At 73.1% G+C, this 26,222-nt stretch carries 25 protein-coding genes and 1 pseudogene; 21 read left to right on the top strand and 5 right to left on the bottom strand.

Going from position 1 to position 26,222, the window contains the following annotated elements; translation table 11 throughout:
* The first annotated feature begins 39 nt into the window (after positions 1-39).
* The 3 genes from P8T65_RS01280 to P8T65_RS01270 all read left to right on the top strand — a co-directional run bounded on the left by P8T65_RS01280 (position 40) and on the right by P8T65_RS01270 (position 3,376).
* Complete coding sequence (locus P8T65_RS01280; protein WP_316723564.1) at positions 40-1,632, top strand: acyl-CoA carboxylase subunit beta; 1,593 nt, start codon at positions 40-42, stop codon at positions 1,630-1,632.
* An 11-nt stretch (positions 1,633-1,643) separates the two neighbouring features.
* Positions 1,644-2,252 carry a ScbR family autoregulator-binding transcription factor gene (locus tag P8T65_RS01275; protein ID WP_316723563.1) on the top strand — a complete coding sequence of 203 codons (609 nt, stop codon included), beginning with the start codon at positions 1,644-1,646 and terminating at the stop codon, positions 2,250-2,252.
* A 284-nt stretch (positions 2,253-2,536) separates the two neighbouring features.
* Positions 2,537-3,376 (top strand): AfsR/SARP family transcriptional regulator, encoded by an 840-nt coding sequence (locus P8T65_RS01270; protein ID WP_316723562.1) that lies wholly within the window; start codon positions 2,537-2,539, stop codon positions 3,374-3,376.
* A gap of 649 nt (positions 3,377-4,025) precedes the next feature.
* Here P8T65_RS01270 and P8T65_RS01265 read toward each other — a convergent pair.
* On the bottom strand, positions 4,026-5,186 hold the full coding sequence (locus P8T65_RS01265; protein WP_316723561.1) for an AfsR/SARP family transcriptional regulator: 1,161 nt from the start codon (positions 5,184-5,186) through the stop codon (positions 4,026-4,028).
* A gap of 745 nt (positions 5,187-5,931) precedes the next feature.
* On the opposite strand from P8T65_RS01265, the gene P8T65_RS01260 reads away from it, so the two are divergent.
* The 4 genes from P8T65_RS01260 (at position 5,932) to P8T65_RS01245 (ending at position 10,401) form a co-directional block, all read left to right on the top strand.
* Positions 5,932-6,753, top strand: coding sequence for a BTAD domain-containing putative transcriptional regulator (locus P8T65_RS01260; protein WP_184903507.1), 822 nt, complete (start codon positions 5,932-5,934; stop codon positions 6,751-6,753).
* A 314-nt stretch (positions 6,754-7,067) separates the two neighbouring features.
* Positions 7,068-7,850, top strand: coding sequence for a thioesterase domain-containing protein (locus tag P8T65_RS01255; RefSeq protein WP_316723560.1), 783 nt, complete (start codon positions 7,068-7,070; stop codon positions 7,848-7,850).
* Entirely contained in the window at positions 7,847-9,130 is a 1,284-nt protein-coding gene (locus P8T65_RS01250) for a beta-ketoacyl-[acyl-carrier-protein] synthase family protein (protein WP_316723559.1), read from the top strand. The genes P8T65_RS01255 and P8T65_RS01250 overlap by 4 nt, the downstream gene beginning before the upstream one ends.
* Positions 9,131-9,132: 2 nt before the next feature.
* Positions 9,133-10,401 (top strand): beta-ketoacyl synthase N-terminal-like domain-containing protein, encoded by a 1,269-nt coding sequence (locus P8T65_RS01245; protein ID WP_316723558.1) that lies wholly within the window; start codon positions 9,133-9,135, stop codon positions 10,399-10,401.
* A 27-nt stretch (positions 10,402-10,428) separates the two neighbouring features.
* Here the strand turns inward: P8T65_RS01245 and P8T65_RS01240 are convergent.
* The 3 genes and pseudogenes from P8T65_RS01240 to P8T65_RS01230 form a co-directional block, all read right to left on the bottom strand.
* Positions 10,429-10,652 (bottom strand): annotated as a pseudogene (locus P8T65_RS01240) (alpha/beta hydrolase); the annotation flags it as partial.
* Positions 10,653-10,721: 69 nt separating this feature from the next.
* Complete coding sequence (locus P8T65_RS01235; RefSeq protein WP_316723557.1) at positions 10,722-10,862, bottom strand: hypothetical protein; 141 nt, start codon at positions 10,860-10,862, stop codon at positions 10,722-10,724.
* A 240-nt stretch (positions 10,863-11,102) separates the two neighbouring features.
* Positions 11,103-11,348 carry a DUF6059 family protein gene (locus P8T65_RS01230; RefSeq protein ID WP_316723556.1) on the bottom strand — a complete coding sequence of 82 codons (246 nt, stop codon included), beginning with the start codon at positions 11,346-11,348 and terminating at the stop codon, positions 11,103-11,105.
* 435 nt (positions 11,349-11,783) lie between these two features.
* Between P8T65_RS01230 and P8T65_RS01225 the strand changes: the two genes are divergently transcribed.
* The 6 genes from P8T65_RS01225 to P8T65_RS01200 all read left to right on the top strand — a co-directional run bounded on the left by P8T65_RS01225 (position 11,784) and on the right by P8T65_RS01200 (position 18,069).
* Positions 11,784-12,737, top strand: coding sequence for an aromatase/cyclase (locus tag P8T65_RS01225; protein ID WP_316723555.1), 954 nt, complete (start codon positions 11,784-11,786; stop codon positions 12,735-12,737).
* Entirely contained in the window at positions 12,734-14,572 is a 1,839-nt protein-coding gene (locus tag P8T65_RS01220; protein WP_316723554.1) for an acyl-CoA dehydrogenase, read from the top strand. Before P8T65_RS01225 ends, P8T65_RS01220 begins: the two co-directional genes overlap by 4 nt.
* Before the next feature lie 198 nt (positions 14,573-14,770).
* Entirely contained in the window at positions 14,771-15,589 is an 819-nt protein-coding gene (locus tag P8T65_RS01215) for a 4'-phosphopantetheinyl transferase superfamily protein (protein WP_316723553.1), read from the top strand.
* 291 nt (positions 15,590-15,880) lie between these two features.
* Complete coding sequence (locus P8T65_RS01210; protein WP_316723552.1) at positions 15,881-17,410, top strand: condensation domain-containing protein; 1,530 nt, start codon at positions 15,881-15,883, stop codon at positions 17,408-17,410.
* Between the two features lie 36 nt (positions 17,411-17,446).
* Positions 17,447-17,590 (top strand): hypothetical protein, encoded by a 144-nt coding sequence (locus P8T65_RS01205; RefSeq protein ID WP_184903525.1) that lies wholly within the window; start codon positions 17,447-17,449, stop codon positions 17,588-17,590.
* Positions 17,591-17,649: 59 nt separating this feature from the next.
* The gene (locus P8T65_RS01200; protein ID WP_316723551.1) at positions 17,650-18,069 is read left to right on the top strand and encodes a pyridoxamine 5'-phosphate oxidase family protein; all 420 of its coding nucleotides are present in this window, start codon (positions 17,650-17,652) and stop codon (positions 18,067-18,069) included.
* A gap of 97 nt (positions 18,070-18,166) precedes the next feature.
* Here the strand turns inward: P8T65_RS01200 and P8T65_RS01195 are convergent, their stop codons facing one another.
* Positions 18,167-18,658, bottom strand: coding sequence for a nuclear transport factor 2 family protein (locus tag P8T65_RS01195; protein ID WP_316723550.1), 492 nt, complete (start codon positions 18,656-18,658; stop codon positions 18,167-18,169).
* Between the two features lie 167 nt (positions 18,659-18,825).
* Between P8T65_RS01195 and P8T65_RS01190 the strand changes: the two genes are divergently transcribed.
* The 8 genes from P8T65_RS01190 to P8T65_RS01155 all read left to right on the top strand — a co-directional run bounded on the left by P8T65_RS01190 (position 18,826) and on the right by P8T65_RS01155 (position 26,222).
* Positions 18,826-20,295 (top strand): FAD-dependent monooxygenase, encoded by a 1,470-nt coding sequence (locus P8T65_RS01190; RefSeq protein WP_316723549.1) that lies wholly within the window; start codon positions 18,826-18,828, stop codon positions 20,293-20,295.
* A gap of 49 nt (positions 20,296-20,344) precedes the next feature.
* On the top strand, positions 20,345-21,040 hold the full coding sequence (locus tag P8T65_RS01185) for an antibiotic biosynthesis monooxygenase family protein (protein WP_316723548.1): 696 nt from the start codon (positions 20,345-20,347) through the stop codon (positions 21,038-21,040).
* A gap of 274 nt (positions 21,041-21,314) precedes the next feature.
* Positions 21,315-21,644, top strand: coding sequence for a TcmI family type II polyketide cyclase (locus P8T65_RS01180; RefSeq protein ID WP_316723547.1), 330 nt, complete (start codon positions 21,315-21,317; stop codon positions 21,642-21,644).
* Positions 21,641-22,912, top strand: coding sequence for a beta-ketoacyl-[acyl-carrier-protein] synthase family protein (locus P8T65_RS01175; RefSeq protein WP_316723546.1), 1,272 nt, complete (start codon positions 21,641-21,643; stop codon positions 22,910-22,912). Before P8T65_RS01180 ends, P8T65_RS01175 begins: the two co-directional genes overlap by 4 nt.
* Positions 22,909-24,123 (top strand): ketosynthase chain-length factor, encoded by a 1,215-nt coding sequence (locus tag P8T65_RS01170; protein WP_316723545.1) that lies wholly within the window; start codon positions 22,909-22,911, stop codon positions 24,121-24,123. Before P8T65_RS01175 ends, P8T65_RS01170 begins: the two co-directional genes overlap by 4 nt.
* A 50-nt stretch (positions 24,124-24,173) precedes the next feature.
* Positions 24,174-24,443, top strand: coding sequence for an acyl carrier protein (locus P8T65_RS01165; protein ID WP_184903541.1), 270 nt, complete (start codon positions 24,174-24,176; stop codon positions 24,441-24,443).
* 16 nt (positions 24,444-24,459) lie between these two features.
* Positions 24,460-25,248 (top strand): 3-oxoacyl-ACP reductase FabG, encoded by a 789-nt coding sequence (gene fabG / locus P8T65_RS01160; RefSeq protein ID WP_316723544.1) that lies wholly within the window; start codon positions 24,460-24,462, stop codon positions 25,246-25,248.
* 29 nt (positions 25,249-25,277) lie between these two features.
* Positions 25,278-26,222, top strand: coding sequence for an aromatase/cyclase (locus P8T65_RS01155; RefSeq protein ID WP_316723543.1), 945 nt, complete (start codon positions 25,278-25,280; stop codon positions 26,220-26,222).

The raw sequence follows: 26,222 nt of genomic DNA, 5'->3' as shown, positions 1-26,222 counted from the left end.
TAGGGGTCGTTGGCCGCACCGCGAGGAGGGAGTTGTCCCATGACGGTCCTCAATGACATTCCCCGGGCTTTTGCGGACGCGGCGAGCGCGCGCGAGCGGGTGGCCGAGCTGCAGATGGTGCGGGCCGAGGCGCTGGCCGGCCCCGGCGGGAAGGCGACCGAGGCGCAGCATGCCAAGGGCAAGCTGACCGCCCGCGAGCGCATCGGGCTGCTGCTGGATGCGGGTTCGTTCAGCGAGGTCGAGCAGCTGCGCCGGCACCGGGCCACCGGGTTCGGTCTGGAGGCCAGGAAGCCGTACACCGACGGTGTGATCACCGGCTGGGGCACGGTGGAGGGCCGTACGGTCTTCGTCTACGCCCATGACTTCAGGATCTTCGGCGGGGCGCTGGGCGAGGCCCACGCCGCGAAGATCCACAAGATCATGGACATGGCCATCGCGGCCGGTGCGCCGCTGGTCTCGCTCAACGACGGTGCGGGCGCGCGGATCCAGGAGGGTGTCTCGGCGCTGGCGGGCTACGGCGGCATCTTCCAGCGCAACGCCCGGGCCTCGGGTGTCATCCCGCAGATCAGTGTGATGCTCGGCCCGTGCGCGGGCGGCGCGGCCTACAGTCCCGCCCTGACGGACTTCGTGTTCATGGTCCGCGGGACCTCGCAGATGTTCATCACCGGCCCGGACGTCGTCAAGGCGGTCACCGGCGAGGAGATCACCCACAACGGCCTGGGCGGCGCGGACGTGCACGCCGAGACCTCCGGGGTGGCGCACTTCGCCTACGACGACGAGGAGACCTGCATCGCCGAGGTGCGCTACCTGCTGTCGATGCTCCCGCAGAACAACCGCGAGTTCCCCCCGTGCACGCCGTGCACCGATCCGCAGACCCGGACCTCGCCCGCGCTGGTGGAGCTGGTCCCGGCCGACGGCAACCGGCCCTACGACATGAGCGAGGTCATCGCGGAGATCGTCGACGACGGCGACTTCCTGGAGGTCCACGAGCGCTGGGCCCGCAACATCATCTGCGCCCTCGCCCGCCTCGGCGGCCAGGTCGTCGGCATCGTCGCCAGCCAGCCGCAGTCCCTGGCGGGCGTCCTCGACATCGAGGCCAGCGAGAAGGCCGCACGGTTCGTGCAGATGTGCGACGCCTTCAACATCCCGGTCATCACGCTGCTGGACGTGCCCGGCTTCCTGCCCGGCGTCGACCAGGAGCACGAAGGGATCATCCGCCGCGGCGCGAAGCTGCTGTACGCCTACTGCAACGCGACCGTGCCCCGGATCTCGCTGATCCTGCGCAAGGCCTACGGCGGTGCCTATATCGTCATGGACTCCCAGTCCATCGGCGCCGACCTCAGCTACGCCTGGCCGACCAACGAGATCGCCGTCATGGGTGCCGAGGGCGCCGCCAACGTCATCTTCCGGCGCCGGATCGCCGAGGCCGAGGACCCCGAGGCGATGCGCGAGCGCATGGTCAAGGAGTACAAGGCCGAGCTGATGCACCCCTACTACGCGGCCGAGCGCGGTCTGGTCGATGACGTCATCGACCCCGCCAGGACCCGCCAGGTGCTGATCAGTTCCCTGACCGTGCTCCGCACCAAGCACGCGGACCTCCCCTCGCGCAAGCACGGCAACCCCCCTCAGTAACGGAGCACGCGATGGTCAAACAGGAAAGGGCGGCACGCACCAGGCAGAAGCTGATCAGATCCGCGGCCGAGGTCTTCGACCGGGAGGGATACGCGCTCGCCTCGCTCACCACCATCAGCGCGCGGGCCGGGGTGAGCAACGGCGCCCTGCACTTCCACTTCGCCAGCAAGACCGCGCTGGCGCAAGCAGTCGCGGACGCGGCCGCCCTGCGCCTGCGCGACATCGTGGCTCAGCCCCCTGCCGGCGGCAGCCTGCAGAACCTCGTGGACACCACCCACCAGCTCGCGCGCCAGCTGCGTGCCGACGTCGTGCTGCGCGCGGGGTTCGAACTCGGCCGGGACGCCGGCCGCGAGAGGCCCACCGACGTCTGCGGGCACTGGCAGGACTGGGTCGAGCACCTGCTCGAACGCGCCGCCGGCACCGGTGAACTGCGCACGGACGTCTCCACCCTGGCCGTGGCCACCGCCGTGGTGGCCACGACCGCGGGATTCGAGGTGCTCGCCAGGCGCGACGGCGACTGGCTCTCCCGCCAGACCATCGCCAGGTTCTGGGAGCTGCTGCTGCCCACGCTGGCCACCAGGGAACTGCTCCCCGCCCTGAAGCCCCACGGCACCCACTAATCCGACGACACAGTCTTTTTATTTGCCCTTCAATGGTCTCGGCAGTCTGATTCAAAGGGCAACCACTGCGATCTCCCGCGGCTGAAATGCCCCTGTAGGGCATGTTTTCGCGGCGGGTCCGGTGCCGGATCACCCTCCGTGGCGTGATCGTTTCCTCGGGTGTGGCTGGATGATCGTCATAAACAGTAAAGCGAGTCTGGTATTGACAAACCGACTGTGCTGTTTTTTTATGGAGTCACGGGTCGAGATGCATCGGTCCTGAAGCCTGACTCCAGGGGGAGAACGTGGACATCGAAGTGCTGGGTGCGCTGTCGGTGCGCGAGAACGGAGTGTCGGTCGTCCCTACGGCGCCCAAGCCGCGGCAGGTCCTCGCCCTCCTCGCGCTCAACGCCGACCAGGTGGTCTCCGTGGCCACGCTCATCGAGGAACTGTGGGGCGAGAACCCCCCGCGCAGCGCGCGCACCACACTGCAGACGTACGTGCTGCAGCTGCGCGAGCTGATGGCCGGGGCGCTGGCGCACGACGCGAACGAACGCTGCACCGCCAAGGACGTCCTCACCACCGTCCCCGGCGGCTACCGCCTGGAGAGCCGCGGCGGCACGGTGGACTTCCGCGAGTTCGAGCGGCGCGCGGGCGCGGGCTACCGGGCCATGGACGCCGAGGACTACACCGCGGCCGCGCGCCGTCTGGCCGACGCGCTCTCGCTGTGGAACGGCCAGGTGCTCACCGACATCCAGGCCGGCGGCCGGATCGACATGGAGATCCGGCGCCTGGAGGAGTCGCGGCTGTGCGCGCTGGACCAGCGCATCGAGGCCGACCTGCGGCTGGGCCGCCACCGGGAGCTGCTGTCCGAACTGACGGTCCTGGTCAAGCAGTACCGCATGCACGAGAGCCTGCACGGCCAGTTCATGCTGGCGCTGCACCGCTCCGGCCGGCGCGGCGAGGCACTGAGCGTCTACCAGCGGCTGCGCGCCACCCTCGTGGCCGAGCTGGGCCTGGAACCCTCCACAGCGCTCAGCCGCCTCCAGCGCTCGGTCCTCATGGCCCGCCCCGAATCGCCCGCCCCCGCCGGCGCCGCCGGAGCCCGCCTGATGACCCGCGGCCCCGAACTGGCAGGCCGCTGAGAGGTTTTCCGCGGCGCCGCACCCGGCGCCACCGACACAGCCCCCGGCCCGCACCACCGCCACCCCAGCCGCACCGCCTCACCGGCCGCAGCCATGGGTCTCGTGCGGCAGGATGCTGCGCGCAGAGGCCGGGACTTGTCGCCGGCGGAGGGAGTGCCGGCGTCCCGTGCCGAAGGGTGGTGGGCGTCATGCCCACGAGCACGAAGGCCGGGCGTTTCCCGGGCGCGGTACGAGGAGATCATGGCCGAGGACCGGAAGCTCGTCGAGGTCGATACGAAGATCCAGTTCAAAATCGGTGACCATGTTTCTGCTCTCGGTACCGGAGTGCCACGGCCGCAGTCCGAAACAGGCCAGGCGTTTGATCGCCGGTACGCATCATGGCGCCAATCAAGTCCAGGCCGCTCAATCAATTGATTTTGCGTCACCTTGGCCGGGATTTTCTGTCGATCAAGGCCGACGTGCCGCATGATGGCACCTCTGCGGTGAGGCGTATCGGTGGAGTCCACCTGCTCAGACAGCGGAAAGTTCCTCGTGAATTCCCGGGCCGGGCAGGTCCCTGCACACGGCCGACCATCGGCGGACGGAAGGAGATCGTCATTCTTGCCACACGACCCGCAACAGGCCCTGTAGCAGGGTTCAAAGACGGGTTCTAACGGCCCACCGCCCGCGCCCCCTCCACACGGGTGACCCCCTCCACGCGGTCCGCCCCGTCCACGCGGCCGGCCCGTGCCATGCGGTCCACCCGGTCCGGGCGGTCCCCGTCCATGCGGTCCCCGTCCGCCTGGTCCAGGCGCTCGGCCAGAGCCCGCTGTTCACGGCTCAGGCGCTCGACGTGGCCGCGCAGCCGGAGCAGCTCCTCGTACAACGCCCGTACGCCGAGCACGTCGCCCCCCGGATGCCCGGCCGCCGGATGCCCGCCCCCCGCAGGCGCGGCCGCCGCCGGTGGTGGTGCCGGCGCCGGAGCGGTGCCGGGCGCTCCCGCCCCGGGAGCGGGCGCCGCCGCGGGGATGTGGGCCGCAGACGGGGCCGGGGCCGGGGGAGGGGACCAGGGGTCCTGGCGCAGGATCGTCTGCAGACAGCCGCGCAGCGCCGGGCCCGGTTCGATGCCCAGGTCGTGCACGAGAGCGCGGCGGGCCCGGTCGTAGGTGCCCAGTGCTTCCGCCTGCCGGCCGCAGCGGTGCAGCGCGCTCATCAGCAGCTCGTAGAAGCGTTCCCGCAGCGGGTGAGCGGCCGTCAGCTCCTCCAGCTCGCCGGTGATCTCCTGGCCGCGCCCCGTGCGCACCTCCGCCTCGTACAGCCGCTCCAGAGCGGTCAGCCGCATCTCCTCCAGCAGCGCCGCCTCGGCCGAGCAGACCGCGCCGCGCCCGCTGCCCTGCAGGGCCGGGCCGCGCCACAGTGCCAGGCCCCGGCGCAGCACCTCGGCCGCGCCGGCGGGATCGGTGCCGGCCAGCGCCCGCCCCTGCTGCGCCAGACGGCGAAAGCGCCGCACGTCCGTCTCGGCGCGGCCCAGACTGAGCACATAGCCCAGCGGACGGGTCACCAGGAACGGGTGATGCCGCTCGCCCGAGCCCGGCACCGCCCCCGGCAGCAGCCGCCGCAGCCGGCCCACATGGGCCTGCAGGGCATTGGCCGCATTCGCCGGCGGGTGCTCGCCCCACAGCTCGTCGACGAGGAGCCCGGTGGGCACCAGATGGCCGGCCCGCACCACCAGGGTGCCCAGCAGCGCACGCTGCTTCGCGCCCGTGGGCACGACGAGGACACCGGAGCGCTCGTCGTGGACCTGGACCGAACCAAGAACCTGAAATTCCATCTAGTCCTGCCCCGAGAAAACCAGCGAAACGTCGGCCGGACCCGGATAGGGGCGGCCGAATCACCCACCGGGAACGATCTCCGGGAAAATTTCTCGGAGACAATACGCCGGGGGCTTTCTTCCTCGGGTGAAGATAGTTGCCCGGCCGCCGCCGCGCCGGATTCACCAGCTGTTTTCAGGGGCCCGTGAAGGATTCCTCGAGAGGGGCTTCAGGCCGCATCCGCCCCCAGACCGGAAAAGCCCGCCCGAAGGCTGCGGCGACGGCAGGCGCCCGGCAGGGCCGGCAGCGTCCTGCCGGGCACCTCTGGCAGAAACTCACACCCCCGCAGCGCGTCGCCGAAACCGGCGGAGTCCGGGGGCGCGGACCCCGCTGGCTTCGCGAGACGGCTCAGCATCTCCCGGGCGGCCGGGGCCGCACCACGACCGGGGCAGGTGCCGTGAGCTTCCTTCGCCATGGCCGGAAAACTAACAGCCCCCGCCCCCTGCGGGACAGAGGCCCGCCACCGCCAAGGCGCCCCGAAAACACGATGTCAGCGGTATATCAGCCGGACGTCAGCACAGGTGAACGGTCCGGCTGCAAAAAGACTCAAGAAATTCTCGAGCCTGCCTGGCGCGCGGCTCAAAAGAAGATCAGATTCCTCTAGCCTGTGCCTGTCGGCAATGACAAACGCTGCTGCGGCAGGCCACTATTCACAGAGTCGAAAACCGAACGCGCAACCGAAGGACGACTCGGCTCGGAGGAATCATGGAGATAAAAGTTCTGGGCACGTTGAACGCCGACGTCAATGGAATGTCGATCGTTCCCACCGCGGGCAAGCCCCGCCAGATCCTGGCCCTGCTGGCGCTCTACCCGGGCCGGGTCGTGCCCGTGCCCACCCTCATGGAGGAGATCTGGGGCACCAACCTGCCGCAGAGCTCGCTCACCACGCTCCAGACGTACATCCTCCAGCTGCGCCGCATGCTCGGCACCGCCATGGGCCCCGGCGCCCCGGGCACCGCCAAGGACGTCCTGGCCACCCGCTACGGCGGCTACCTGCTGCAGATACCGGCCGAGTCCGTCGACGTCTACCGCTACGAGCGGCTTCTCGCCGAAGGCCGGCAGGCCTTCGAGGACGGCCAGGACGAACGCTCCGCCACCCTCCTGCGCCAGGCACTGCAGCTGTGGGACGGCCCCGCCCTCGTCGACGTCCGCGTCGGACCCATCCTCGAGATCGAGGTCATGCGCCTGGACCAGAGCCGCCTGGTCGCCCAGGAACGCCGCATCGACGCCGACCTCCGACTCGGCCGGCACGTCGAACTCATCGCCGAACTCACCCACCTCATCGCCCGTCACCCCCAGCACGAAGGGCTGCACTCACAGGCCATGCTGGCGCTCTACCGCTCCGGCCGGCAGGCCGCCGCGCTGGACCTCTACCGCCGGCTGCGCCAGCGCCTCATCGACGAACTCGGCGTGGAGCCCTCCCCCCAACTGCAGCGCATGCACCAGGCGATGCTCGCCGTGGACCCGCACCTGGACATCCTCTCCGGCCCCCGGCGCACCTCCACCTTCGACCTGTACGCCGCCTGAACGCGGCGCAACCGCCGGCGAACCGGCACCCGCCCGGGCCGCGAACACGCACCGGCGAACCCGCACACGGAAACGGCCCGGACCAGCACAACGGCACGCACACGCCGAGGCGGCCGGAGCAGCACAACGGCAGGCATACCGAGGGGGCGGGGGCCCGCGGAGAGGCCGGTGCCGGTCGAGCGCCGCCCGAGTCGCACACGTCACGCTCTTTCAGGTGCGGTCCGCACCGGCGCGGGCAGGCACCGGGCCAGGCGCGAGACAGGCCGCAGCAGAGCCCTGCGCGGCACAGGACCACATTCTCAGGAGGGCGAGCGATGGCTTCCCGGACGCGAGACGACGGGGCGGGCGAGGGGCGGGTCAGGCTCTACTGCCTCGCCCACGCCGGCGCGGGAGTGGCCAGCTACCGGCGCTGGCCCACAGCGGCCGGCACCACCCTCGACGTCACGCCCCTGCCGCTGCCCGGCCGCGAGAACCGCCGGCGAGAGCCGCGCATCACCGACCGCGCCGCCCTCCTGGCCGACCTGCTGCCCCCCCTGCTGACCGCGGCCCGCCTGGGCCCCTACGCACTGTACGGGCACAGCCTGGGCGCCCTCGTCGCCTACACCCTCACCCGGGCCCTGGCCGACGCCGGGGCCCCGCCGCCGCTGCTCCTCGCCGTCGGCGCCTGCCCGCCCCCGCACACCAGCACCGCCCTGGTCGGCGCCGCCGACCTGCCCGATGCCGACCTGCTGCCCCTGCTGGAGAACCTCGGCTCCCTGCCCAGCGGAACCTCCGCCTCCCCGGGCGGGCTGTGGCGGCGCAGCGTCCTGCCCGTGCTGCGCGACGACCTGCGCCTGGCCGCCTCCCTGCGCGCCGCCGCCCTCCACCCCGCCACCGGCGGCCCCGTCACCTGCCCCGTGCTGGTCTTCGCCGGCAGCGACGACCCGCTGACCGAACCCGCAACACTCACCCACTGGCAGCGCTGGACCACCGGCCCCATCGTCAGCCACACCGTCACCGGCGACCACTTCTTCGCCGATTCCCCCGACCTGCCGCACCTGGTCGCACGCGCCTGCCGCGACCGCCTGGCCGCACCGGCGACGAGGGGACAGCGATGAAACGCGTCGTCATCACAGGCATCGGGGTCATCGCCCCCAGCGCGGTGGGCGCCGCCGGCTTCTGGTCCCTGCTCACCTCCGGGCGCACCGCCACCCGCGGCATCACCCTCTTCGACGCCTCCGGCTACCGCTCCCAGGTCGCCGCCGAGGTCGACTTCGACCCCGCCGCCCACGGCTTCACCCTCGCCGACACCGAACGCCTCGACCGCGTCGCCCAGTTCGCGCTGGTCAGCGCACGCGAGGCGATCGCCGACAGCGGCCTCGACGACGCCACCGACACCCGCGCGGAGACCCGGGCGCTGCGCACCGGGGTGAGCCTGGGCAGCGCGATCGGCTGCACCACCGCCATGGCCACCCAGTACGCCATCCTCAGCGACTTCGGCAGCACCTGGACGGTGGACCACACCAGGGCCGGCGCCTTCCTCTACGACTACGTCGTCCCCAGCTCGCTGGCGGCCGTCGTCGCCCGCGACATCGGCGCCCAGGGCCCGGTGGGCCTCATCTCCAGCGGCTGCACCTCCGGCCTGGACGCCATCGGGCACGGCGCCGACCTGATCCGCGAGGGCAGCGCCGACATCGTCGTCGCCGGCGGCGCGGAAGCACCCATCTCCCCGATCACCATGGCCTGCTTCGACCGTATGCGGCTCACCAGCCCCCGCAACGACGACCCGACCACCGCGTGCCGCCCCTTCGACCGCACCCGCGACGGATTCGTCCTCGGCGAGGGCGCCGCCGTCCTCGTCCTGGAAGAACTCGAACACGCCCGCCGCCGCGGCGCCCGCGCCTACGCCGAACTGTCCGGGTACGCGGCCCTGAGCAGCGCCCACCACATGACCGGACTGCGCCCGGGCGGACAGGAGATGGCCGCCGCCATCCGGGCCGCCCTGGACGAGGCCCGCCTCAACCCGGTCGACGTCGAGTACGTCAACGCCCACGGCGCCGGCACCCGGCCCAACGACCGCCACGAGACCCACGCCATCAAAGCCGGCCTGGGCGACCACGCCCGCTCCATCCCCATCAGCTCCATCAAGTCGATGATCGGACACGCCCTCGGCGCCGCCGGCGCCCTGGACGTGGCGGCCAGCGCGCTGGCCATCCAGCACGACACCGTGCCGCCCACGGCCAACCTGCGCCAACCGGACCCGACCTGCGACCTCGACTACACCCCGCTGATCGCACGCCAGATGCGCACCAGCACGGTCCTCAGCGTCGCCAGCGGCTTCGGCGGCTTCCACAGCGCCACCGTCCTGACCCAGCCGCAGCTGAAGCAGGCGGTGTGACGATGCGCCAGCCCCCCCCGGCCGGCCCGGCCGCAGCCCCCACCCGGCCCGGCCCGGACCCCGCCGCCGGCGTCCTGGTCACCGGCATCGGCGTCACCGCCCCCAACGGACTGGGCACCAACGCCTGGTGGCAGGCCCTGCTGGCCGGCCGCAGCGGCATCAAAGCGCTGACCCGCTTCGACGCCACCCGCTACCCGGTACGCCTGGCCGGCGAGATCCGCGACTTCGCCGACACCGACCACGTCCCCAGCAGACTGCTGCCCGAGACCGACCGCGCCACCCGCCTGATGCTCTGCGCGGCCCAAGAAGCCCTCCAGGACTGCGGCGCCGACCCCGAGAGCCTGCCCGGCCACACGGCCGGCGTGATCACCGCCAGCTCCGCGGGCGGCACCGAGTTCGGCCAGCGCGGGCTGGCCGCCCTGTGGGACACAGGCGCCCGCAGCGTCAGCGTCTACCAGGCCTCCGGCTTCTTCCACGGCGCCGGCCCCGGACAGATCGCCATCCGCCACCAGCTGCGCGGCACCGGCTCCACCATCATCAGCGAACAGGCCGGCGGCATCGACGCCCTCGCCCGCGCCCGGCGCCGCATCCGCGACGGCGCCCAGCTGATGGTCACCGGCGGCGTCGACTCCACCCTGTGCCCGTGGGGCTGGGCAGCCCACCTGGCCGACGGCCGCATGAGCCGCACCGCCGACCCGCTGCGCGCCTACCGGCCCTTCAACGCCGCCGCCGACGGCCACCTGGTGGGGGAGGGCGGAGCCCTGCTCGTCCTGGAGGACGCCGAAGCCGCCGCCGCCCGCGGCGCCACCGGCTACGGCATCGTCGCCGGCTGCGCCGCCACCTTCGACGGCCCCGACACACCCCGGCTGCGCGAAGCCGCCCAACTCGCCCTCACCGACGCAAGGCTCACGCCGGCGGACATCGACGTGGTCTTCGCCGACGGCGCGGGCGAACGGGCCGGCGACCTCGCCGAGAGCGCCGTGCTGTGCGCACTGTTCGGGCCCCACGGGGTACCCGTCACCGTGCCCAAGACGATGACCGGCCGCCTGGCCGCCGGAGGCTCCTCCCTGGACCTGGCAGCCGCCCTGCTCGCCCTGCGCGACCAGGTCATCCCGCCCACCACCGGCACCGGCCCCCTCGCCCCCGACTGCCCCCTCGACCTCGTCGTCGACCACCCCCGCCCCCGGCCCGGCCTGCGCACCGCCCTGGTCCTCGCCCGCGGCCGCGGCGGCTTCAACGCCGCAGCCGTCCTCAAAGCGCCCCACGCCTGACCTGCCGATGAGCCGGGCACGCTTCGCTCACGTCGCCGGTCGCAGATGCGCGGCCAGGAACGCAAGAACGGCGGCGGCCATCTCCTGCGGCACGTCCTCCGCCAGGTCGTGGCCGGCGTCGAAGACATGCCCGGTGACATCCTGCGCCGTCAGCCGCCCCGGGACTCGTTGCGGTCGCGCGCGGCCCGCCGGTTGTGTCCGGCGTCGACGAGCATGGCCCGGTAGATCGGGAGCAGCGGTGTCCGCCCGCCGAGCAGCTTCTCCAGGACCGAGGCGGCCAGGCGAGCTCCCGGCCGATCGTCTGGGCCCGCGCGCCCGGTTCACGTGCCGCCGAGGGCCCCGGCCGGCGCGGGTGCTCCCACACCCCGCACCACGGCACCCCGCACCACGGCACCGCGCACCACGGCACCGCGCACCACGGCACCGCGCACCACGGCACCGCGCACCACGGCACCGCGCACCGCACGGCAGGGCCCGCGGCAGCCCTAGGTCCTGGCGTCACATTCCCGCCTGCCCCGCGACGCCCTGCACGTGCTCTCGACGCACCGGGCACTGACCCGAGTACGTCCGGTACGCGGGTCAGTGCCCGGCACGTCGAGAGCACGCTCCCCCGGTCTCGGCTGCGCTCGACCGGGAGGTACCCCCACGACGCCGCCAGGCCGCCCTTCGGGCGACGACGGGAATGTGACGCCAGGGCCTGGCTAGGCGGGCCCCCGGTGACCGGGCCCGGCATCGGACAGCTCGCGGGCCAGGCGGCGCTCCAGGGCAGACAGGGGCACATCGGCGCGCAGGCGCTCGGGATGGCCGGGAGGCAGGCCCCGCAGCGGCGCCCGGCGGGCCGCGGCCTCGTACGCCGACGTCTGACCGCACACCGACAGCAGTCCGTAGACCACCAGAGCGTCCCACAGGCTCCGCACAAGACGCAGGCAGGGGCGCAGCAGCTTCACCGCGGGGCCTCCTCGGTCGTCGTTCTCCGGGTGGCCACCGTCCGCCGCGGCCCTCGAGCGGGCGCCGCCTCCCGCTGGAGCGGCGCCCGCACGCGGCGCCCCGGCGCGCCGCCCCCCGGGCGCGGCAGGCCGGCACGCGCCGGCGCCACCTGCCTGGTGGCGCGCCGGGGTGCTGCGGCCCACACGCCGGTACGGCGCAGCCCGCGGCCTGCGCCCTACCGGCCGGGCTCCAGCACGGATCGAGCCGGGCACGTGCGCATCACGAGCGGTTCCGGACAGGGTCGGAGCAACGGCCGCCGACAACGCCGAAACCAAGGGGCCACCCTCCGGATGCCGCCCGTGCCGCGCGGGACCGCCGCACGGGCGAGAGGCGCAGCCGGGGGCCTCCTGCCGGCGCGGCGGCGACGCCGCCTCGAACAACGAAGGGTGTGGACGATGCCCGAACCGCGAGTGCACCGTGCCGTCAGCGACGTGACCGCCTCGGCCCCCGCCGGCGTGCTGTACGGGCTGATCGCCGACGCCACGCAATGGCCGCTGTTCTTCCCTCCGTGCGTCCACGTGGAGCAACTGGACTTCGACGGCAGCCGGGAGCGGCTGCGCCTGTGGGCCGTCGCGGGGGAGAAGGTCAGCTCCTGGGTCTCCAGCCGGCACCTGGACGTCTCCGCCCTGCGCGTTCAGTTCACCCAGGACCTGCCCGAGGCCCCCCTCACCTCCATGAGCGGCGTGTGGACCGTCCGACCGCTCGGCGACGGCTGCCGGGTGACCCTGGAGCACAGCTTCACCGTCGCCGACGACGCGCCCGCCGACGTGTCCTGGGTGCGCGAGGTCACCGCCGCCAACAGCCGCGCCCAGCTCGACCGGCTGGCCTTCATGGCCGAGCGCTGGCGGCACCTGGACGGCCTCACCCTGTCCTTCGAGGACACCGTGCACGTCAGGGCGCCCGCCGAGCTGATCTTCGACTTCCTCTACCGGGCCCAGTCCTGGCCCGCCGGACTGCCGCACGTACGCACCCTGGAGGTGTCCGAGAAGGCCCCCGGCGTGCAGGTGATGTCGATGGGCAGCCTCACCGTCGACGGCACCGCGCACGAGACGGAGTCGGTGCGGATCTGCTTTCCCGGCGCCGGCCGGATCGTCTACAAGCAGACCCGCACCTCACCCCTGCTGACCGCGCACACCGGCGAATGGCTCCTCGAACCCGACGAGAGCGGCGTCCACCTCACCGCCCGGCACAACATCCTCCTCGACGAGCGCAGCGTCCCGTCCGTCCTGGGCCCCGGCACCGACACGGCACGGGCCGCCCGGCACGTGCGCGAGCGGATCGGACAGGCGGGGATGCTGGTGCTGCAGTACGCCACGCAGTACGCCCTCAGCGCGGTGCGTGTCCTGTGACCACCCCCCGACACCCGGCCCCCCGACACCCGGTCGCCGGACACCCGGTCGCCGGACACCCGGTCGCCGGACACCCGGTCGCCGGACACCCGGTCGCCGGACACCCGGTCGCCGGACACCCGGCCGGGTTCCGCGGCGGGGAACCCGAGCGGGCCGCCCGCCTGGAGGCCGCGCTCGCGGACCCCTTCGACCCCGCCAACCCCCACGGCCACCTGGCGCTGCTGCGCGCCGACGACGCCCGCGAGGTGCCCGAGGCCACCGAGACACTGCTCGCCGAGGCGGGCCTGGCCGCCGAGTTCGTCCCCGCCGACCTCGGCGGGCACCTTCGGGACCTGGAACGGCTGGCACGCATCCTGCGCCCGGTGTTCCGCCGTGACCTGGCGCTCGGCTACGGCTTCGGCATCACCTCGCTGTTCGCGGCCTCGGCCGTGTGGACCGCCGGCGACGACGCCCAGCGCCGCACCCTGGCCGGGGTGCTCAGCGGCGGCGGACGAATCTCGATCGTGCACCGCGAGGTGGCGCACGCCAACGCCATCCTCCGGCACGAACTGCGCGCCGTGGACGCCCCCGGCGGCGGGTTCCTCCTCAACGGCCGCAAGGACGCCGTCATCAACGCCGACCGCACCGACACCTTCGTCGCCTACGCCCGCACCCGCGCCCAGGACGGCCCCGACAGCCACTCGGTACTGCTGCTGGGACCCCAACCGCCCGCCGGCGGACAGATACGGCGGCTGGAGCGCATCCACACGCCCGGCATGCGCGGAGCGCGTTTTTGCGGACTGCAGCTCCTCGACGTACCCGTGCCCGCCACGGCCGTGGTCGGCGAGGTCGGCGACGGGGTGTCGCTGGCGCTGCGCAGCTTCCAGATCAGCCACTGCCTCATCCCCGGCACCGTCCTGGCCGGCGTGGACAGCGTCCTGCGCCAGGCCGTGCGCGCGGCCACCGCCGACCGCCCCGAGGGCCGGCCCTCGCGCCGCCGGCAACGCGCGCTCGCCGGGGTCTTCGCCGACCTGCTGGCCTGCGACGCGATGGCCGTCACCGGACTGCGCGCGCTCAGCCTGCTGCCCGAGGACGCCTATCTGCTCGCCGCAGCCGTCAAGTACACGATGCCGGACCTGCTGCGCGAGAACCTGGAGGAGCTCGCCGCCGTGCTCGGCGCCCGCGGCTACGACCGCGGCCCGCTCTACGGCGGCTTCCAGAAACTCGCGCGCGACCTGCCGGTGGCCGGACTCGGGCACGCGGGAACAGCCGTGTGCCAGGCGGTGCTCGTGCCCCAGCTGCCCACGCTGGCCCGTACGACGTGGTTCCGCTCCGCCGAGCCGCCTGCCGCCCTGTTCACCCCCGGCGCGCCGCTGCCCGTCCTCGACCACCGCCGGCTCGCGCACTCCGGCACCGACGACCTGCTCACCGCGTCCCTGATCGGCGCCGCCGAACGGCTCTCCGCCCGGGCCGGCGGCGGCCCGCTGGAGCGGGTCCTGTCCGCCCTGGCGCGGGCCTTCGTCCAGGAGCTGAAGGTGCTGCGCGCACGGTGCGCGGCCCTGCCGGCCGCCGGCGGCACCGCCTTCGACCCGCAGGCCTGCGCCCTGGCCGACCGCTACGCCCTCGTCCTGGCCGCGGCGGCCTGCCTCGGTGTCTTCGAGCACCAGGACGCAGGCGACGCCTTCCTGGCCGACCCCGCCTGGGCGGTGCTCGCCCTGGGACGCATCGGCCGCAGACTCGGCGCCGACGTCCCCGACGTACCGGCCCAGGCCGAACACACCGTCCTGGCCGAACTGCTGCAGCGCTGCCGCGACGGACACAGCCTGGACCTGTACGCGACCCAGCTGGCCGGCTGAGCCGCCCGGACGGCACCGCCCCTGCCCAGCGCCTCCCGGCCCACCCATGACGCCGGCGCCGGGACACGGCGAACCGCCCCCTCCGCCCACCCGCTGCGCCGGCCCGCCCGGGGCGGACGCCGCCCACCACCGCCCCCTGGCCGCCTCCCTGTTCCGCGCGGGCGGGCCGGGAGAATCACGACACGCAGGGAGACGACGATGAACCGGGTGAGATGTGCGGTGCCCCTCCATGTGCCGCGGCCGGCGGGACCCTGGCGCGGGGTGCAGGAGAACCTCGCGCGGCTGGGCAACGCACTGGTGTACACCACATGGAGCGAGTGGCTGCCCAGTGTCCTGACCACCCCCCGGCTGCGGGAACTGCTCGGCCGTGACTGGCACCGCTACCGGCGTACGCCCGACGCCGCCGTGCGCTACCGGTTCGCCGCCGCACGGCTGCTGATCAAGTACACGGCCGCCGCGGCGCTGGCCACCCCGCCGCAGTACCTGGAGATCGCCTACCGTCTCGGCGGGCGGCCCTACCTGCGCGGCTTCGACCAGATCGAACTGAGCCTCAGTCACACCGGGGACCTGATGGCGGTCGGCCTCAGCCGCACCGGCCGGATCGGCGTGGACGTCGAGCCCGCCGACCGCCCGGTGCGGCTGGACCTGCTCCACAGCCAGATCCTCACCCCCGCCGAGGCACGCGAGGTGGCCGCGATGCCCGAGGACGGGCGCACCGCCCACATCCTGCGGCTGTGGACCCTCAAGGAGGCCTACAGCAAGGCGCTCGGCCAGGGACTGCGCCTGGGCTTCAACGAGTTCGGCTTCAGCCCGGGCGGCAGGCTGCGCGCTCCCGACGGAAGCGCGGCCAGCCGCGGCGAGTGGGACTTCGCCACCCATCCGGTGATGGACCGCTATCTGCTGAGCGTGGCCTGTCACGACGCGGGCCTGAACACCGCCGACGACACCTCCGTGCACACCATGCTCGACCGCGGCTTCCTCTCCGCCATGCAGCCCCCGACCCCCGAGGAGCGCTGACACCCCCTCCACCACCCCCCCCAGGCGGCGCCGGCCCCCCCGGGCGCGACACCTGGGCGCCGCGGGGCCGGGCACACGGCACGGCACTTCCGGCGCTGCGGCCTGCCGCTCGTGCCGGACGCGGGGGGCGCTCCGGCGGGCCTTGAGCGGTGTCAGCGCGGTGTCAGCGGTGCGGCAGTGCGCTCCGGCACGCTGGCCGGCGGAGCGATACGCCCACAGGGCGGCTCCCGGGCCCCCGACGGGGCGGGGCCCGCACCGGATTCGGCCGGGCGCGGCCGGGGAGGGGGAAGCATGGCCAGGCCCAGGCGCCCGCGCTCTGGACGCGACCGGGTCCGCGGCGCCACCGCCCCCTCCACCCGGCCCGCGCGCACCGCGCTGGAGGTGCCCCGGCAGCAGTACGACGTGGTGCTCGACTCCCTGGCCCACCGCCGCAGCGGCAGACACGTCGAGCAGCTGACATGGCGCTGGCAGGGGCCGCTGGACACCGGCCGGTTCGCCGCCGCCTGGCAGTCCGTCACCGCCCGCGAGAGCGTCCTGCGTTCGGCCCTCACCCGGGGCCCGGCCCCCCTCCTGGTGGTCCACGACCGGGCCCGTATCGAGGTCGTCCGCCATGCGGCGGGCGGCGCCGCCGCCGCCCGCGTGCTGGCCGAGGACCGGGCGCGCGGCTTCGACCTGCGCCGCCCCGGCCCGCTGCGCGTCACCCTCCTCGACGCACCCGGCCGCGGCGCACCCGGCCGCGGACCGTCCGGGGCGCGGATGCTGCTGACGTTCCATCACGCGCTGCTGGACACCGCCGGCGTCTTCGTGCTGCTGGAGGAGTTCTGCCGGGCCTACCTCGCCGGCGGGGTGCTGCCCGGCGGCGAACGCAGGCCCGACCTGCGGGACTGGGCACGCTGGCTCGACGAACAGGACCCCGCCCCGGCCCGCGAGCTGTGGAGCCGGGCCCTGCCGGCCGGCGAGCCCGCGCTCCTGCCGCTGCTGCCCGGCCCCGACACCCGCCAGAGCGGCTGCGGCCGCGCCGAGGTACGGCTGAGCGCCGCCGAGGCCGGGCGGCTGCACCGCTGGGCCGCCGCCCGGGCCCTGCCCGACTCCAGCGCCCTGCAGGCCGTCTGGGCGCTGCTGATCCACCGCGCCCAGCGGGTGCCGGGCGGCCTGCCGGTGGGCTTCGGCGTCACCGTCTCCGGGCGGGGCATCCCCCTGGACGGCGTCGAGCGGCTGGTGGGTCCGCTGCGCACCACCCTGCCGATGATCGTGACCGTCGACCCCGAACAGCCGCTGGGCCTGCTGCTGGCCGCCCTGCGGGACAGGGCCCTGGACATGGCGGCCTACGAATGGGTCGCCCTCGGGCAGATCCAGGAGTGGACCGGGCGCGCCGCGGCGGGCGAGGAGGCCGGCGGACAGCTGGTGCAGAGCCTGGTGGCCGTGGCCGGCGGCCCCCGCCCGCCGGCCGGGCTGCGGGCCGCGCTGGCCGCGGCCGGGGTGCGCCTGGAACTGGAGCACGCCGACGGCGCGCACCCCGCCGTGCCCGTCGCCCTCCTCGCCCACCACGGCGCGGACGGCTCCCTGCACCTGACCGTGGCCCACGACCGGGCCCGGGTCTGCGACCGCGACGCCCGCCTGCTGGCCGCGCACTGCGCCCGGCTGCTGCGCCTGCTGCCCGCCACCACGGGCGGCGCGAGGGTCGGCGAGGTGCTGTCCGCGCTCGGCTCCGACCCACCGCCCCTCATCGCGCCGCCGCACCCCGGCCGGCGCACCGTGCGGCCCCGGCCGCGCCCCACGGATTCCCAAGGCGCCGTCGACCGGGCCCCGAGCCAGTCTTGACACCCTCAAAGGCGACCGACACGAAGGGAGGCGCCCATGAGCGAGCGCGTCGAGGAGTTCAGGGAGATCGACATGGCGGTGTTCGGGATGGTGCCGGTGGGCGTGGCGCCGCTGCTCAGACTGGCCGGCGCCGACGACGAGGACGAGGAGTTCCTCACCATCGTCCGCAGCATCGACTGAGACACGGGCATCCACTGAACCCGGTCCAGGGCCCGTTCGAAGGGGAGACGAGAGGGAACATGTCGCTGTCGAAGCAGCGCCCGGCCGCCGTGCGGGTGCCCGCCGAGGTCGAGGCGTTCCTGAACGACCCGGCCGAGGTCGCGGCGTTCACCACGATCCGCCCCGACGGATCGCCGCACGTGGCGCCGGTGCGCTTCACCTTCGACCCGGCCGCCGCTGTGGCCCGGGTCATGACGGTCGCCACCTCGCGCAAGGCGAGGAATCTGCTGGCCGCGCCGGGCAGCCGGGTGGCACTGTGCCAGGTCCACGGCTTCACCTGGGTGACCCTGGAGGGCACCGGCACGGTCGTCGACGATCCCGCGCGGGTGACGCTGGGCGCGGGCCTCTACGCCAAGCGGTACTGGTCCGCCCCTCCCAACCCGCCCGGCCGGGTGGTCATCGAGATCGCGGTGGACCGCGTCCTGCACCTCAACACCTGACACACCACCCGGGGGCGGCGAATCGGCGCACGCGGGCAGGGGGCGGCACCGGGACAGGACCCGGTGCCGCCCCCTTGAACGCGGCCCGCAGCGCGCCTCAAGCCGCCGTCGCCGGCGGTGGCGGCGGGGTGCCGTCGGCCCACAGCAGCCGGAACGACAGCAGGCTCAGCCGCCACCCCGCGGGCGTGCGGCGGGCCTCGCCGTCGACGAACGTGCCGGTGGCGAACAGCGGCTCCAGCTCCCCCTGCGGGCGGGCATGACGCGCATGGTGCACATGGGTGGAGATCAGGTTGGCGCGCAGCACGGCCCGCTCGCCCTCCACCCTCACCACGGGCGCGGAGCCCAGGTGCTGGGTGGCCGCGAACGCCTCGAGCGCCGCACGGTGGTAGGCGGCCATGCCCTGAACGCCCTGGTGCCGGCTGATCGGGAACGCCACGACGGCGTCCTCGGTGAACAGGCCGGCCGCCCAGGCGTCGTCGAGTTTTTCGTCGTCGAGGGAAACGAAATAGCGGGCGAGGAGATCGGCGACGTCGGCGCGGGAGTGTTCTCCGGTCCGATGGGAATCATCGATGGTCCGAGTGGATTTCATGCCTGAGAATGCCGCCGATACACCCAGGACCGGCAAGTGTATTTGACAAAGATCTGACGTTCCCGACGTTCTTCTGGCATTCCTTGCAGAAGACCTGTACCTATGGCTATTTACCGCCGTCGAAAACCCTCGCGATACTGGCCGTACACCAGTGAGGAAGAGGACAGATGAATTTCTTCGACGCGGACGTCATTGTTGTGGGGGCGGGTCCCACCGGACTCATGCTCGCGGGTGAACTGAGACTCAACGGAGTCTCGGTTACCGTGCTGGAAAAGCTGGCCGAGCCGATTCGTGAATCACGGGCCCTGGGATTTTCGGCGCGGACCATCGAGGAGTTCGCGCAGCGCGGACTCATGGCCCGGTTCGGTGAGGTCGGCGTCATTCCGGCCGGTCATTTCGGCGGCGTGCCGCTGGACTACCAGGTGATCGAGGGCGGCTCCTACGGTGCCCGCGGCGTCCCGCAGGCCCGCACCGAGGGCGTCCTGGGCGGCTGGGCGGTGCAGCTGGGCGCCGTGGTGCGCCGCGGCGTCGAGGTCACCGGCGTGGACCTCGACGACGACGGCGTGAGCGTCACCGTCGCCGGCGCGGGCGGCGCCGACCGCCTGCGCGCCCGCTACGTGGTGGGCTGCGACGGAGCCCGCTCCCTGGTGCGCCGGGCCGCCGGCATCGACTTCCCCGGCACCGAGCCCACGCTGGAGCTGCGGTTCGCCGACATCACCGGCGTGAGCCTGCGCCCCCGCTTCAGCGGCGAACGCGTGCCCGGCGGCATGGTCATGGTGATGCCGCTCGGCCCGGACCGCTGCCGCGTCATCTACTACGACGCCACCCAGCCCGTGCGCACCGCCGACGGCCCGATCACCTTCGAGGAGGTCGCCGAGGCGTTTCGGCGGCTGTCGGGCGAGGACATCAGCGGCGCCACCCCGCTGTGGGTCAGCTCCACCACCGACGTCAGCCGGCAGGCCGCCCAGTACCGCAAGGGCCGCGCCTTCCTGGCCGGCGACGCCGCCCACATCCACCTGCCGATCGGCGCGCAGGGCATGAGCGCGGGCATCCAGGACGCCGTCAACCTCGGCTGGAAACTGGCCCTGGAGATCAAGGGCCAGGCCCCCGACGGGCTGCTGGACACCTACCACAGCGAACGCCACCCCGTCGGCGCCCGCATCCTGACCAACACCCTCGCCCAGCGCAGCCTCTACCTCGGCGGCGACGACATGGAACCGATGCGCGAGGTCTTCTCCGAACTGGTGCGGGCCCACCCTGGCGTCCAGCGCCACCTGGTCGGCATGGTCACCGGCCTGGACATCCGCCACGACGTCGGCGGCGCCGACCACCCGCTGCTGGGCCGCCGGCTGCCCGAGCGCGACCTGGTCGTCGCCGGCGAGAAGGTCTCCAGCACCACCCTGCTGCACGCCGGCCGGCCCGTCCTGCTCGAACTCGGCGGGGACCACGGCCTCGCCCGCGCGGCCGCCGGCTGGCAGGACCGCCTCGAGACCGTCGCCGTCGACTTCGACTGCGACGTGCCCGTGGACGGCATCCTCGTCCGCCCCGACGGCTACGTCGCCTGGGTCGGCCCGGCCGGCACCGGCCCCGACGGCCTCACCGACGCCCTCACCCGCTGGTTCGGCCCCACCGCCTGACCGCCGCCGACCCGCCCGCCTCACCTCACCCGAAGGAAGCGAAGGACCCATGCCCAAGATCTCCGCCGAGGACAAGCACCTGACGGTCCTCAACCTGTTCACCACCGACGCTCCCGAGAAGCAGGACAAGCTGATCGAGGAGATGACGAAAATCGTCGACGCGGCGACGTACGAGGGCTGGATGTCCTCCACCGTGCACGCCGGCGTGCAGAGCCCGGGCACCGCCAACTTCATCCAGTGGCGCAGCGGCGAGGACCTGGAGAAGCGGTACTCGGGCGAGGAGTTCAAGCACCGCACCCTGCCGGTCTTCGGCGAGATCACCACCTCCATCCGCCTGCTGCAGAACGAGGTCGCCTTCGTGCTGACCCAGCCCGGCCAGGGCGGCGTCGCCGACATCGGCCCGCACCGCGACGACTACACCGTCATCGGCGTCTTCGGCGTCGAGGCAGGCGACCAGGACGAACTCCTCGACGCGCTCGGCGAGGGCCAGCGCTGGTTCCTGGACGTGCCCGGCTTCGTCTCGCACGTCGTCCTCAAGGGGCTGCGCGCCCGCGGCCTGGACGGCCTGTTCGTCGTCTCCTACTCGCAGTGGGAGAGCAAGGAGGCCTTCGAGGCCTACCGCGACCAGGCCGCCGAGCAGTGGCCCGAGGGCCGCGCCAAGGCCGTGGGCCGGGTGCGCGCGGTCGCCACCTCCGCGGACGTGAACACCTACCAGGTGGTCCACACCCGTTCCGCCGGCGAGTGAACCCGGCGCGTCCTCCAAGCGACGCGCCGGCCCTGCCGCACGCCTCCGGACACCCGCCGGCCGCCCACGGTGTGCCGCCCGCTCCGGAGGCGTACGCATGCCCGCGCCCGCACCACCACGCCCGGGCCGGCGGATGGCGGCTCCGGCCGGACTCCGGCGCTGCGCGGGCCGGGCGCTACCGCCGGGCCGCACTGTCGAGGCGTCGTGAGAACCCGGCGCCCGAGCCGGCCGAACGAAGCGAACCCCTCCACGCACACGCCGAGGAGCCAAACCTATGCACAGCACGCTCATTGTCGCCCGGATGACAGCCACCTCGAGCACCGACGTGGCCCGGCTGTTCGCCGAGTTCGACCGGACCGAGATGCCCCACCGCATGGGAACGCGGCGCCGCCAGCTGTTCTCCTACCGGGGCCTGTACTTCCACCTGCAGGACTTCGACGAGGACAACGGCGGCGAGCTGATCGAGGCCGCCAAGCAGGATGCGCGCTTCGTGCGGATCAGCGCCGACCTCAAGCCCTTCATCGAGGCCTACGACCCCGCCACCTGGCGCTCCCCGGCCGATGCGATGGCCACCCGCTTCTACCACTGGGAGGCGTCCGCGTGAGCCGGCGTCGCGTTGTCATCACCGGCATCGAGGTGATCGCCCCCGGCGGTGTGGGCAGGGAGAACTTCTGGCAGCTGCTCAGCAGCGGCCGTACCGCCACCCGCGGCATCACCTTCTTCGACCCCTCCCCCTTCCGTTCCCGGGTGGCCGCCGAGGCCGACTTCGCCCCCTACGAGCACGGCCTGAGCCCGCAGGAGGTCCGCCGCCTGGATAGGGCCGCGCAGTTCGCCGTCGTCGCCTCGCGCGGCGCGGTCGCCGACAGCGGCATCGACCTGGCCGCGCTGGAGCCCCACCGCGTCGGCGTCACCGTCGGCAGCGCCGTCGGCGCCACCATGGGCCTGGACCAGGAGTACCGGGTCGTCAGCGACGGCGGCCGCCTCGACGTGCTGGACCACACCTACGCGGTGCCGCAGCTCTACGACTACATGGTGCCCAGCTCCTTCGCCTGCGAGGTCGCCTGGGCCGTCGGCGCCGAGGGCCCCTCCACGGTGGTCTCCACCGGCTGCACCTCCGGCATCGACTCCGTCGGCTACGCCGTCGAGCTGGTCCGCGAGGGCTCCGCCGACGTCGTGATCGCCGGCTCCTCCGACGCGCCGATCTCACCGATCACCATGGCCTGCTTCGACGCGATCAAGGCCACCACACCCCGGCACGACGAACCGGAGTGCGCCTCCCGGCCCTTCGACAGGACCCGCAACGGGTTCGTCCTCGGCGAGGGCGCCGCGTTCTTCGTCCTGGAGGAGCTGGAGAGCGCCAAGGAACGCGGGGCGCACATCTACGCCGAGATCGCCGGCTACGCCACCCGCTCCAACGCCTACCACATGACGGGCCTGCGCCCGGACGGCAAGGAGATGGCCGAGGCCATCGACCTCGCCCTCGCCGAGGCACGGCTCAACCCGGAGGCGATCGACTACGTCAACGCCCACGGCTCGGGCACCAAGCAGAACGACCGGCACGAGACCGCCGCGTTCAAGCGCAGCCTGGGCGAGCACGCCTACCGCACCCCGGTCAGCTCCATCAAGTCGATGGTGGGCCACTCCCTCGGCGCGATCGGCTCCATCGAGATCGCCGCCTCCGCGCTGGCCATGGAGTACGACGTGGTCCCGCCGACCGCGAACCTCCACCACGCCGACCCCGAGTGCGACCTCGACTACGTGCCCGTCGTCGCCCGCGACCAGCTCGTCGACGCCGTCCTGACGGTCGGCAGCGGCTTCGGCGGCTTCCAGAGCGCCATGGTGCTCGCCAGCCCGGAAAGGAGCCTTCTATGACCACCTCCGTGGTGGTGACCGGCCTGGGCGTCGCCGCGCCCAACGGCCTGGGAGTGCAGGACTACTGGGCGGCCACGCTGTCCGGCAAGCACGGACTGGGCCGGGTGACCCGCTTCGACCCCTCGAACTACCCCAGCCGGCTGGCGGGCGAGATCCCCGCCTTCGTGGCCGAGAACCATCTGCCCAGCCGGCTGCTGCCGCAGACCGACCGGGTCACCCGGCTGGCCCTGGTGGCCACCGACTGGGCGCTGAAGGACGCCGGGGCCGACCCCGAGGCGTTCGCCGAGTTCGACATGGGCGTCATCACGGCCTCCGCCGCCGGCGGCTTCGAGTTCGGCCAGGGCGAACTGCAGAACCTGTGGAGCCGGGGCAGCCAGTACGTCTCCGCCTACCAGTCCTTCGCCTGGTTCTACGCCGTCAACAGCGGCCAGATCTCCATACGCAACGGCATGAAGGGCCCCGCCGGGGTCGTCGTCAGCGAGGGCGCCGGCGGCCTGGACGCCGTCGCGCAGGCCCGCCGGCAGATCCGCAAGGGCACCCCCCTGATCGTCACCGGAGCCCTCGACGCCTCCCTGTGCCCCTGGGGCTGGGTGGCACAGCTGACCACCGGCAAACTCTCCACCAGCGACGAACCCGCCCGCGCCTACCTGCCCTTCGACCGCGACGCCCGCGGCTACGTGCCCGGTGAGGGCGGCGCCATCCTCATCACCGAGGACGCCCACAGCGCCCGCGCGCGGGGCGCGAAAATCTACGGCGAGATCGCCGGCTACGGCGCCACGATCGACCCCCGGCCCGGCAGCGGACGCCCGCCCGCCCTGCGCAAGGCCGTCGAGATCGCCCTCGCCGACGCCGGCGCCGACCCGGGCGACGTCGACGTGGTCTTCGCCGACGGCGCCGGCGACGCGGCCGGCGACCTGACCGAGGCCCGCGCCCTCAACGACGTGTTCGGACAGCGCGGCGTGCCCGTGACCGTGCCCAAGACGATGACCGGCCGCCTGTACTCGGGCGGCGCGCCGCTGGACCTCGCAGCCGCCCTGCTGTCGATGCAGGACGGACTCATCCCGCCCACGGTGCACAGCGACCCGTGCACGGACTACGGGCTCGACCTCGTGCTCGGCCGGCCCCGCCCGGCCGAGGTGAGGGCCGCCCTGGTCCTGGCCCGCGGCAACGGCGGCTTCAACTCCGCCATGGTCCTGCGCCGCCCCGCCTGACCCACCGGACACCCACCCACGCCCCCCTTTCGACGAAAGGACGCAAACCCATGACCGCCAAGCTCTTCACCCTCGCCGACCTCAAGCGCACCCTGCGGGAGGCCGCCGGGGTCGCCGAGGGCGTCGACCTGGACGCCGACATCCTCGACACCGAGTTCGAGGTGATCGGCTACGAGTCCCTGGCCCTGCTGGAGACCGGCAGCCTCATCGAACGCGAGTACGGCATCTGCCTGGACGAGGAGGCCGTCGGCGAGGCCAACACCCCGCGCGCCTTCATCGACGTCGTCAACGCCCAGCTCGCGCCCGCCCAGGCCGCCTGAAAGGAGCCCCCGCGACATGAGCGACAACAGCACCGCGAAGGTCGCCGTCGTCACCGGCGCCACCAGCGGCATCGGCCTGGCCTCGGCACGCCTGCTCGCCTTGACCGGCCACCGCGTCTTCATCGGCGCCCGCAACGCCGACAACGTCGCCGCCACCGTCAAGGACCTCCAGGCCGAGGGCCTTCAGGTGGACGGCACGGTCGTCGACGTCCGCGACAGCGCCTCCGTCGACGCCTTCGTCCAGGCCGCCGTCGACCGCTTCGACACCGTCGACGTGCTCGTCAACAACGCCGGCCGCTCCGGCGGCGGAGTGACCGCCGACCTCACCGACGACCTGTGGCAGGACGTGCTGGAGACCAACCTCACCAGCGTCTTCAGGATGACCCGCGCGGCACTGACCACCGGCGGCATGCGCCACAAGAACCGCGGCCGCATCATCAACATCGCCTCCACCGCCGGCAAGCAGGGCGTCGTCCTCGGCGCCCCCTACTCCGCCTCCAAGCACGGCGTCGTCGGCTTCACCAAGGCCCTCGGCAACGAGCTCGCCCCCACCGGCATCACCGTCAACGCCGTCTGCCCCGGCTATGTGGAGACCCCCATGGCCCAGCGGGTCCGCCAGGGCTACGCCGCCGCCTACGACACCTCCGAGGACGCCATCCTCGAGAAGTTCCAGGCCAAGATCCCGCTCGGCCGCTACTCCACGCCCCAGGAGGTCGCCGGCCTGGTCGGCTACCTGGCCTCCGACGGCGCCGCCTCCATCACCTCCCAGGCCCTCAACGTCTGCGGCGGCCTGGGCAACTTCTGACCGACCCGACCTTCTTCGAGGAGAACCTCATGACCACACGTGAGGTCGAGCACGAGATCGGCATCGACGCCCCCGCCGCCGCCGTCTACCACCTGCTCGCGGACGTGACCAACTGGCCGCGGATCTTCCCGCCCACCATCCACGTCGACCGGCTTGAGACACAGGCCGGCCAGGAGCGCATCCGGATCTGGGCCACCGCCAACAACACGCCCAAGGACTGGACCTCGCGCCGGACCCTGGACCCCGACCGCCTGACCATCACCTTCCGCCAGGAGATCCCCGCACCGCCCGTCAAGCACATGGGCGGCACCTGGATCATCGAACCGCTCGGCGAGGCGCGCTCCCGGGTGCGCCTGCTGCACGACTACAGCGCCCTGGGCGACGACCCGCACGACCTGCTGTGGATCGAGCGGGCGGTCGACAAGAACAGCACCTTGGAACTCGCCGCGCTCAAGGAGAACGTCGAGCGTGCGCACGCCGCCGACACCGAGGAGCTGACCTTCTCCTTCACCGACACGGTGCACATCGCCGCAAGCGCCAAGGACGTCTACGACTTCGTCAACGAGGCCGACCGGTGGGCCGAGCGACTGCCGCACGTGGCCGTCGTACGCCTCACCGAGGACACCCCCGGCCTGCAGGAACTTCAGATGGACACCCGGGCCAAGGACGGCTCGGTGCACACCACCAAGTCCTACCGGGTCCTCTTCCCGCACCACAAGATCGCCTACAAGCAGGTCACGCTGCCCGCACTGATGACCCTGCACACCGGCGAGTGGACGTTCACCGAGACCGAGGAGGGCACCACCGCCTCCTCGCAGCACACCGTCACCCTCAACACCGACAACATCGCGCGCATCCTCGGCCCCGACGCCGGCGTCGCCGACGCCCGCGCGTACGTGCACACGGCGCTGTCCACCAACAGCCGCGCCACGCTGTCGCACGCCAAGGCCCACGCCGAGCAGAAGCGGGCCTGA

This window comes from Streptomyces sp. 11x1 (assembly GCF_032598905.1).
Classification (GTDB): Bacteria; Actinomycetota; Actinomycetes; order Streptomycetales; family Streptomycetaceae; genus Streptomyces.
Note: the sequence above shows the minus strand (reverse complement) of the source record. Positions and strands in the feature narration are given on the sequence as shown.

Excerpts from the sequence above, each read along its gene's own strand:
- P8T65_RS01210 (WP_316723552.1), top strand. The coding sequence starts at position 15,881 with ATGGCCAGGCCCAGGCGCCCGCGCTCTGGACGCGACCGGGTCCGCGGC.
- P8T65_RS01225 (WP_316723555.1), top strand. The coding sequence starts at position 11,784 with ATGCCCGAACCGCGAGTGCACCGTGCCGTCAGCGACGTGACCGCCTCG.
- fabG (WP_316723544.1), top strand. The coding sequence starts at position 24,460 with ATGAGCGACAACAGCACCGCGAAGGTCGCCGTCGTCACCGGCGCCACC.
- P8T65_RS01200 (WP_316723551.1), top strand. The coding sequence starts at position 17,650 with ATGTCGCTGTCGAAGCAGCGCCCGGCCGCCGTGCGGGTGCCCGCCGAG.
- P8T65_RS01250 (WP_316723559.1), top strand. The coding sequence starts at position 7,847 with ATGAAACGCGTCGTCATCACAGGCATCGGGGTCATCGCCCCCAGCGCG.
- P8T65_RS01245 (WP_316723558.1), top strand. The coding sequence starts at position 9,133 with ATGCGCCAGCCCCCCCCGGCCGGCCCGGCCGCAGCCCCCACCCGGCCC.
- P8T65_RS01265 (WP_316723561.1), bottom strand. The coding sequence starts at position 5,186 with ATGGAATTTCAGGTTCTTGGTTCGGTCCAGGTCCACGACGAGCGCTCC.
- P8T65_RS01155 (WP_316723543.1), top strand. The coding sequence starts at position 25,278 with ATGACCACACGTGAGGTCGAGCACGAGATCGGCATCGACGCCCCCGCC.
- P8T65_RS01275 (WP_316723563.1), top strand. The coding sequence starts at position 1,644 with ATGGTCAAACAGGAAAGGGCGGCACGCACCAGGCAGAAGCTGATCAGA.
- P8T65_RS01215 (WP_316723553.1), top strand. The coding sequence starts at position 14,771 with ATGAACCGGGTGAGATGTGCGGTGCCCCTCCATGTGCCGCGGCCGGCG.
- P8T65_RS01170 (WP_316723545.1), top strand. The coding sequence starts at position 22,909 with ATGACCACCTCCGTGGTGGTGACCGGCCTGGGCGTCGCCGCGCCCAAC.
- P8T65_RS01185 (WP_316723548.1), top strand. The coding sequence starts at position 20,345 with ATGCCCAAGATCTCCGCCGAGGACAAGCACCTGACGGTCCTCAACCTG.
- P8T65_RS01255 (WP_316723560.1), top strand. The coding sequence starts at position 7,068 with ATGGCTTCCCGGACGCGAGACGACGGGGCGGGCGAGGGGCGGGTCAGG.
- P8T65_RS01180 (WP_316723547.1), top strand. The coding sequence starts at position 21,315 with ATGCACAGCACGCTCATTGTCGCCCGGATGACAGCCACCTCGAGCACC.
- P8T65_RS01165 (WP_184903541.1), top strand. The coding sequence starts at position 24,174 with ATGACCGCCAAGCTCTTCACCCTCGCCGACCTCAAGCGCACCCTGCGG.
- P8T65_RS01195 (WP_316723550.1), bottom strand. The coding sequence starts at position 18,658 with ATGAAATCCACTCGGACCATCGATGATTCCCATCGGACCGGAGAACAC.
- P8T65_RS01280 (WP_316723564.1), top strand. The coding sequence starts at position 40 with ATGACGGTCCTCAATGACATTCCCCGGGCTTTTGCGGACGCGGCGAGC.
- P8T65_RS01190 (WP_316723549.1), top strand. The coding sequence starts at position 18,826 with ATGAATTTCTTCGACGCGGACGTCATTGTTGTGGGGGCGGGTCCCACC.
- P8T65_RS01205 (WP_184903525.1), top strand. The coding sequence starts at position 17,447 with ATGAGCGAGCGCGTCGAGGAGTTCAGGGAGATCGACATGGCGGTGTTC.
- P8T65_RS01260 (WP_184903507.1), top strand. The coding sequence starts at position 5,932 with ATGGAGATAAAAGTTCTGGGCACGTTGAACGCCGACGTCAATGGAATG.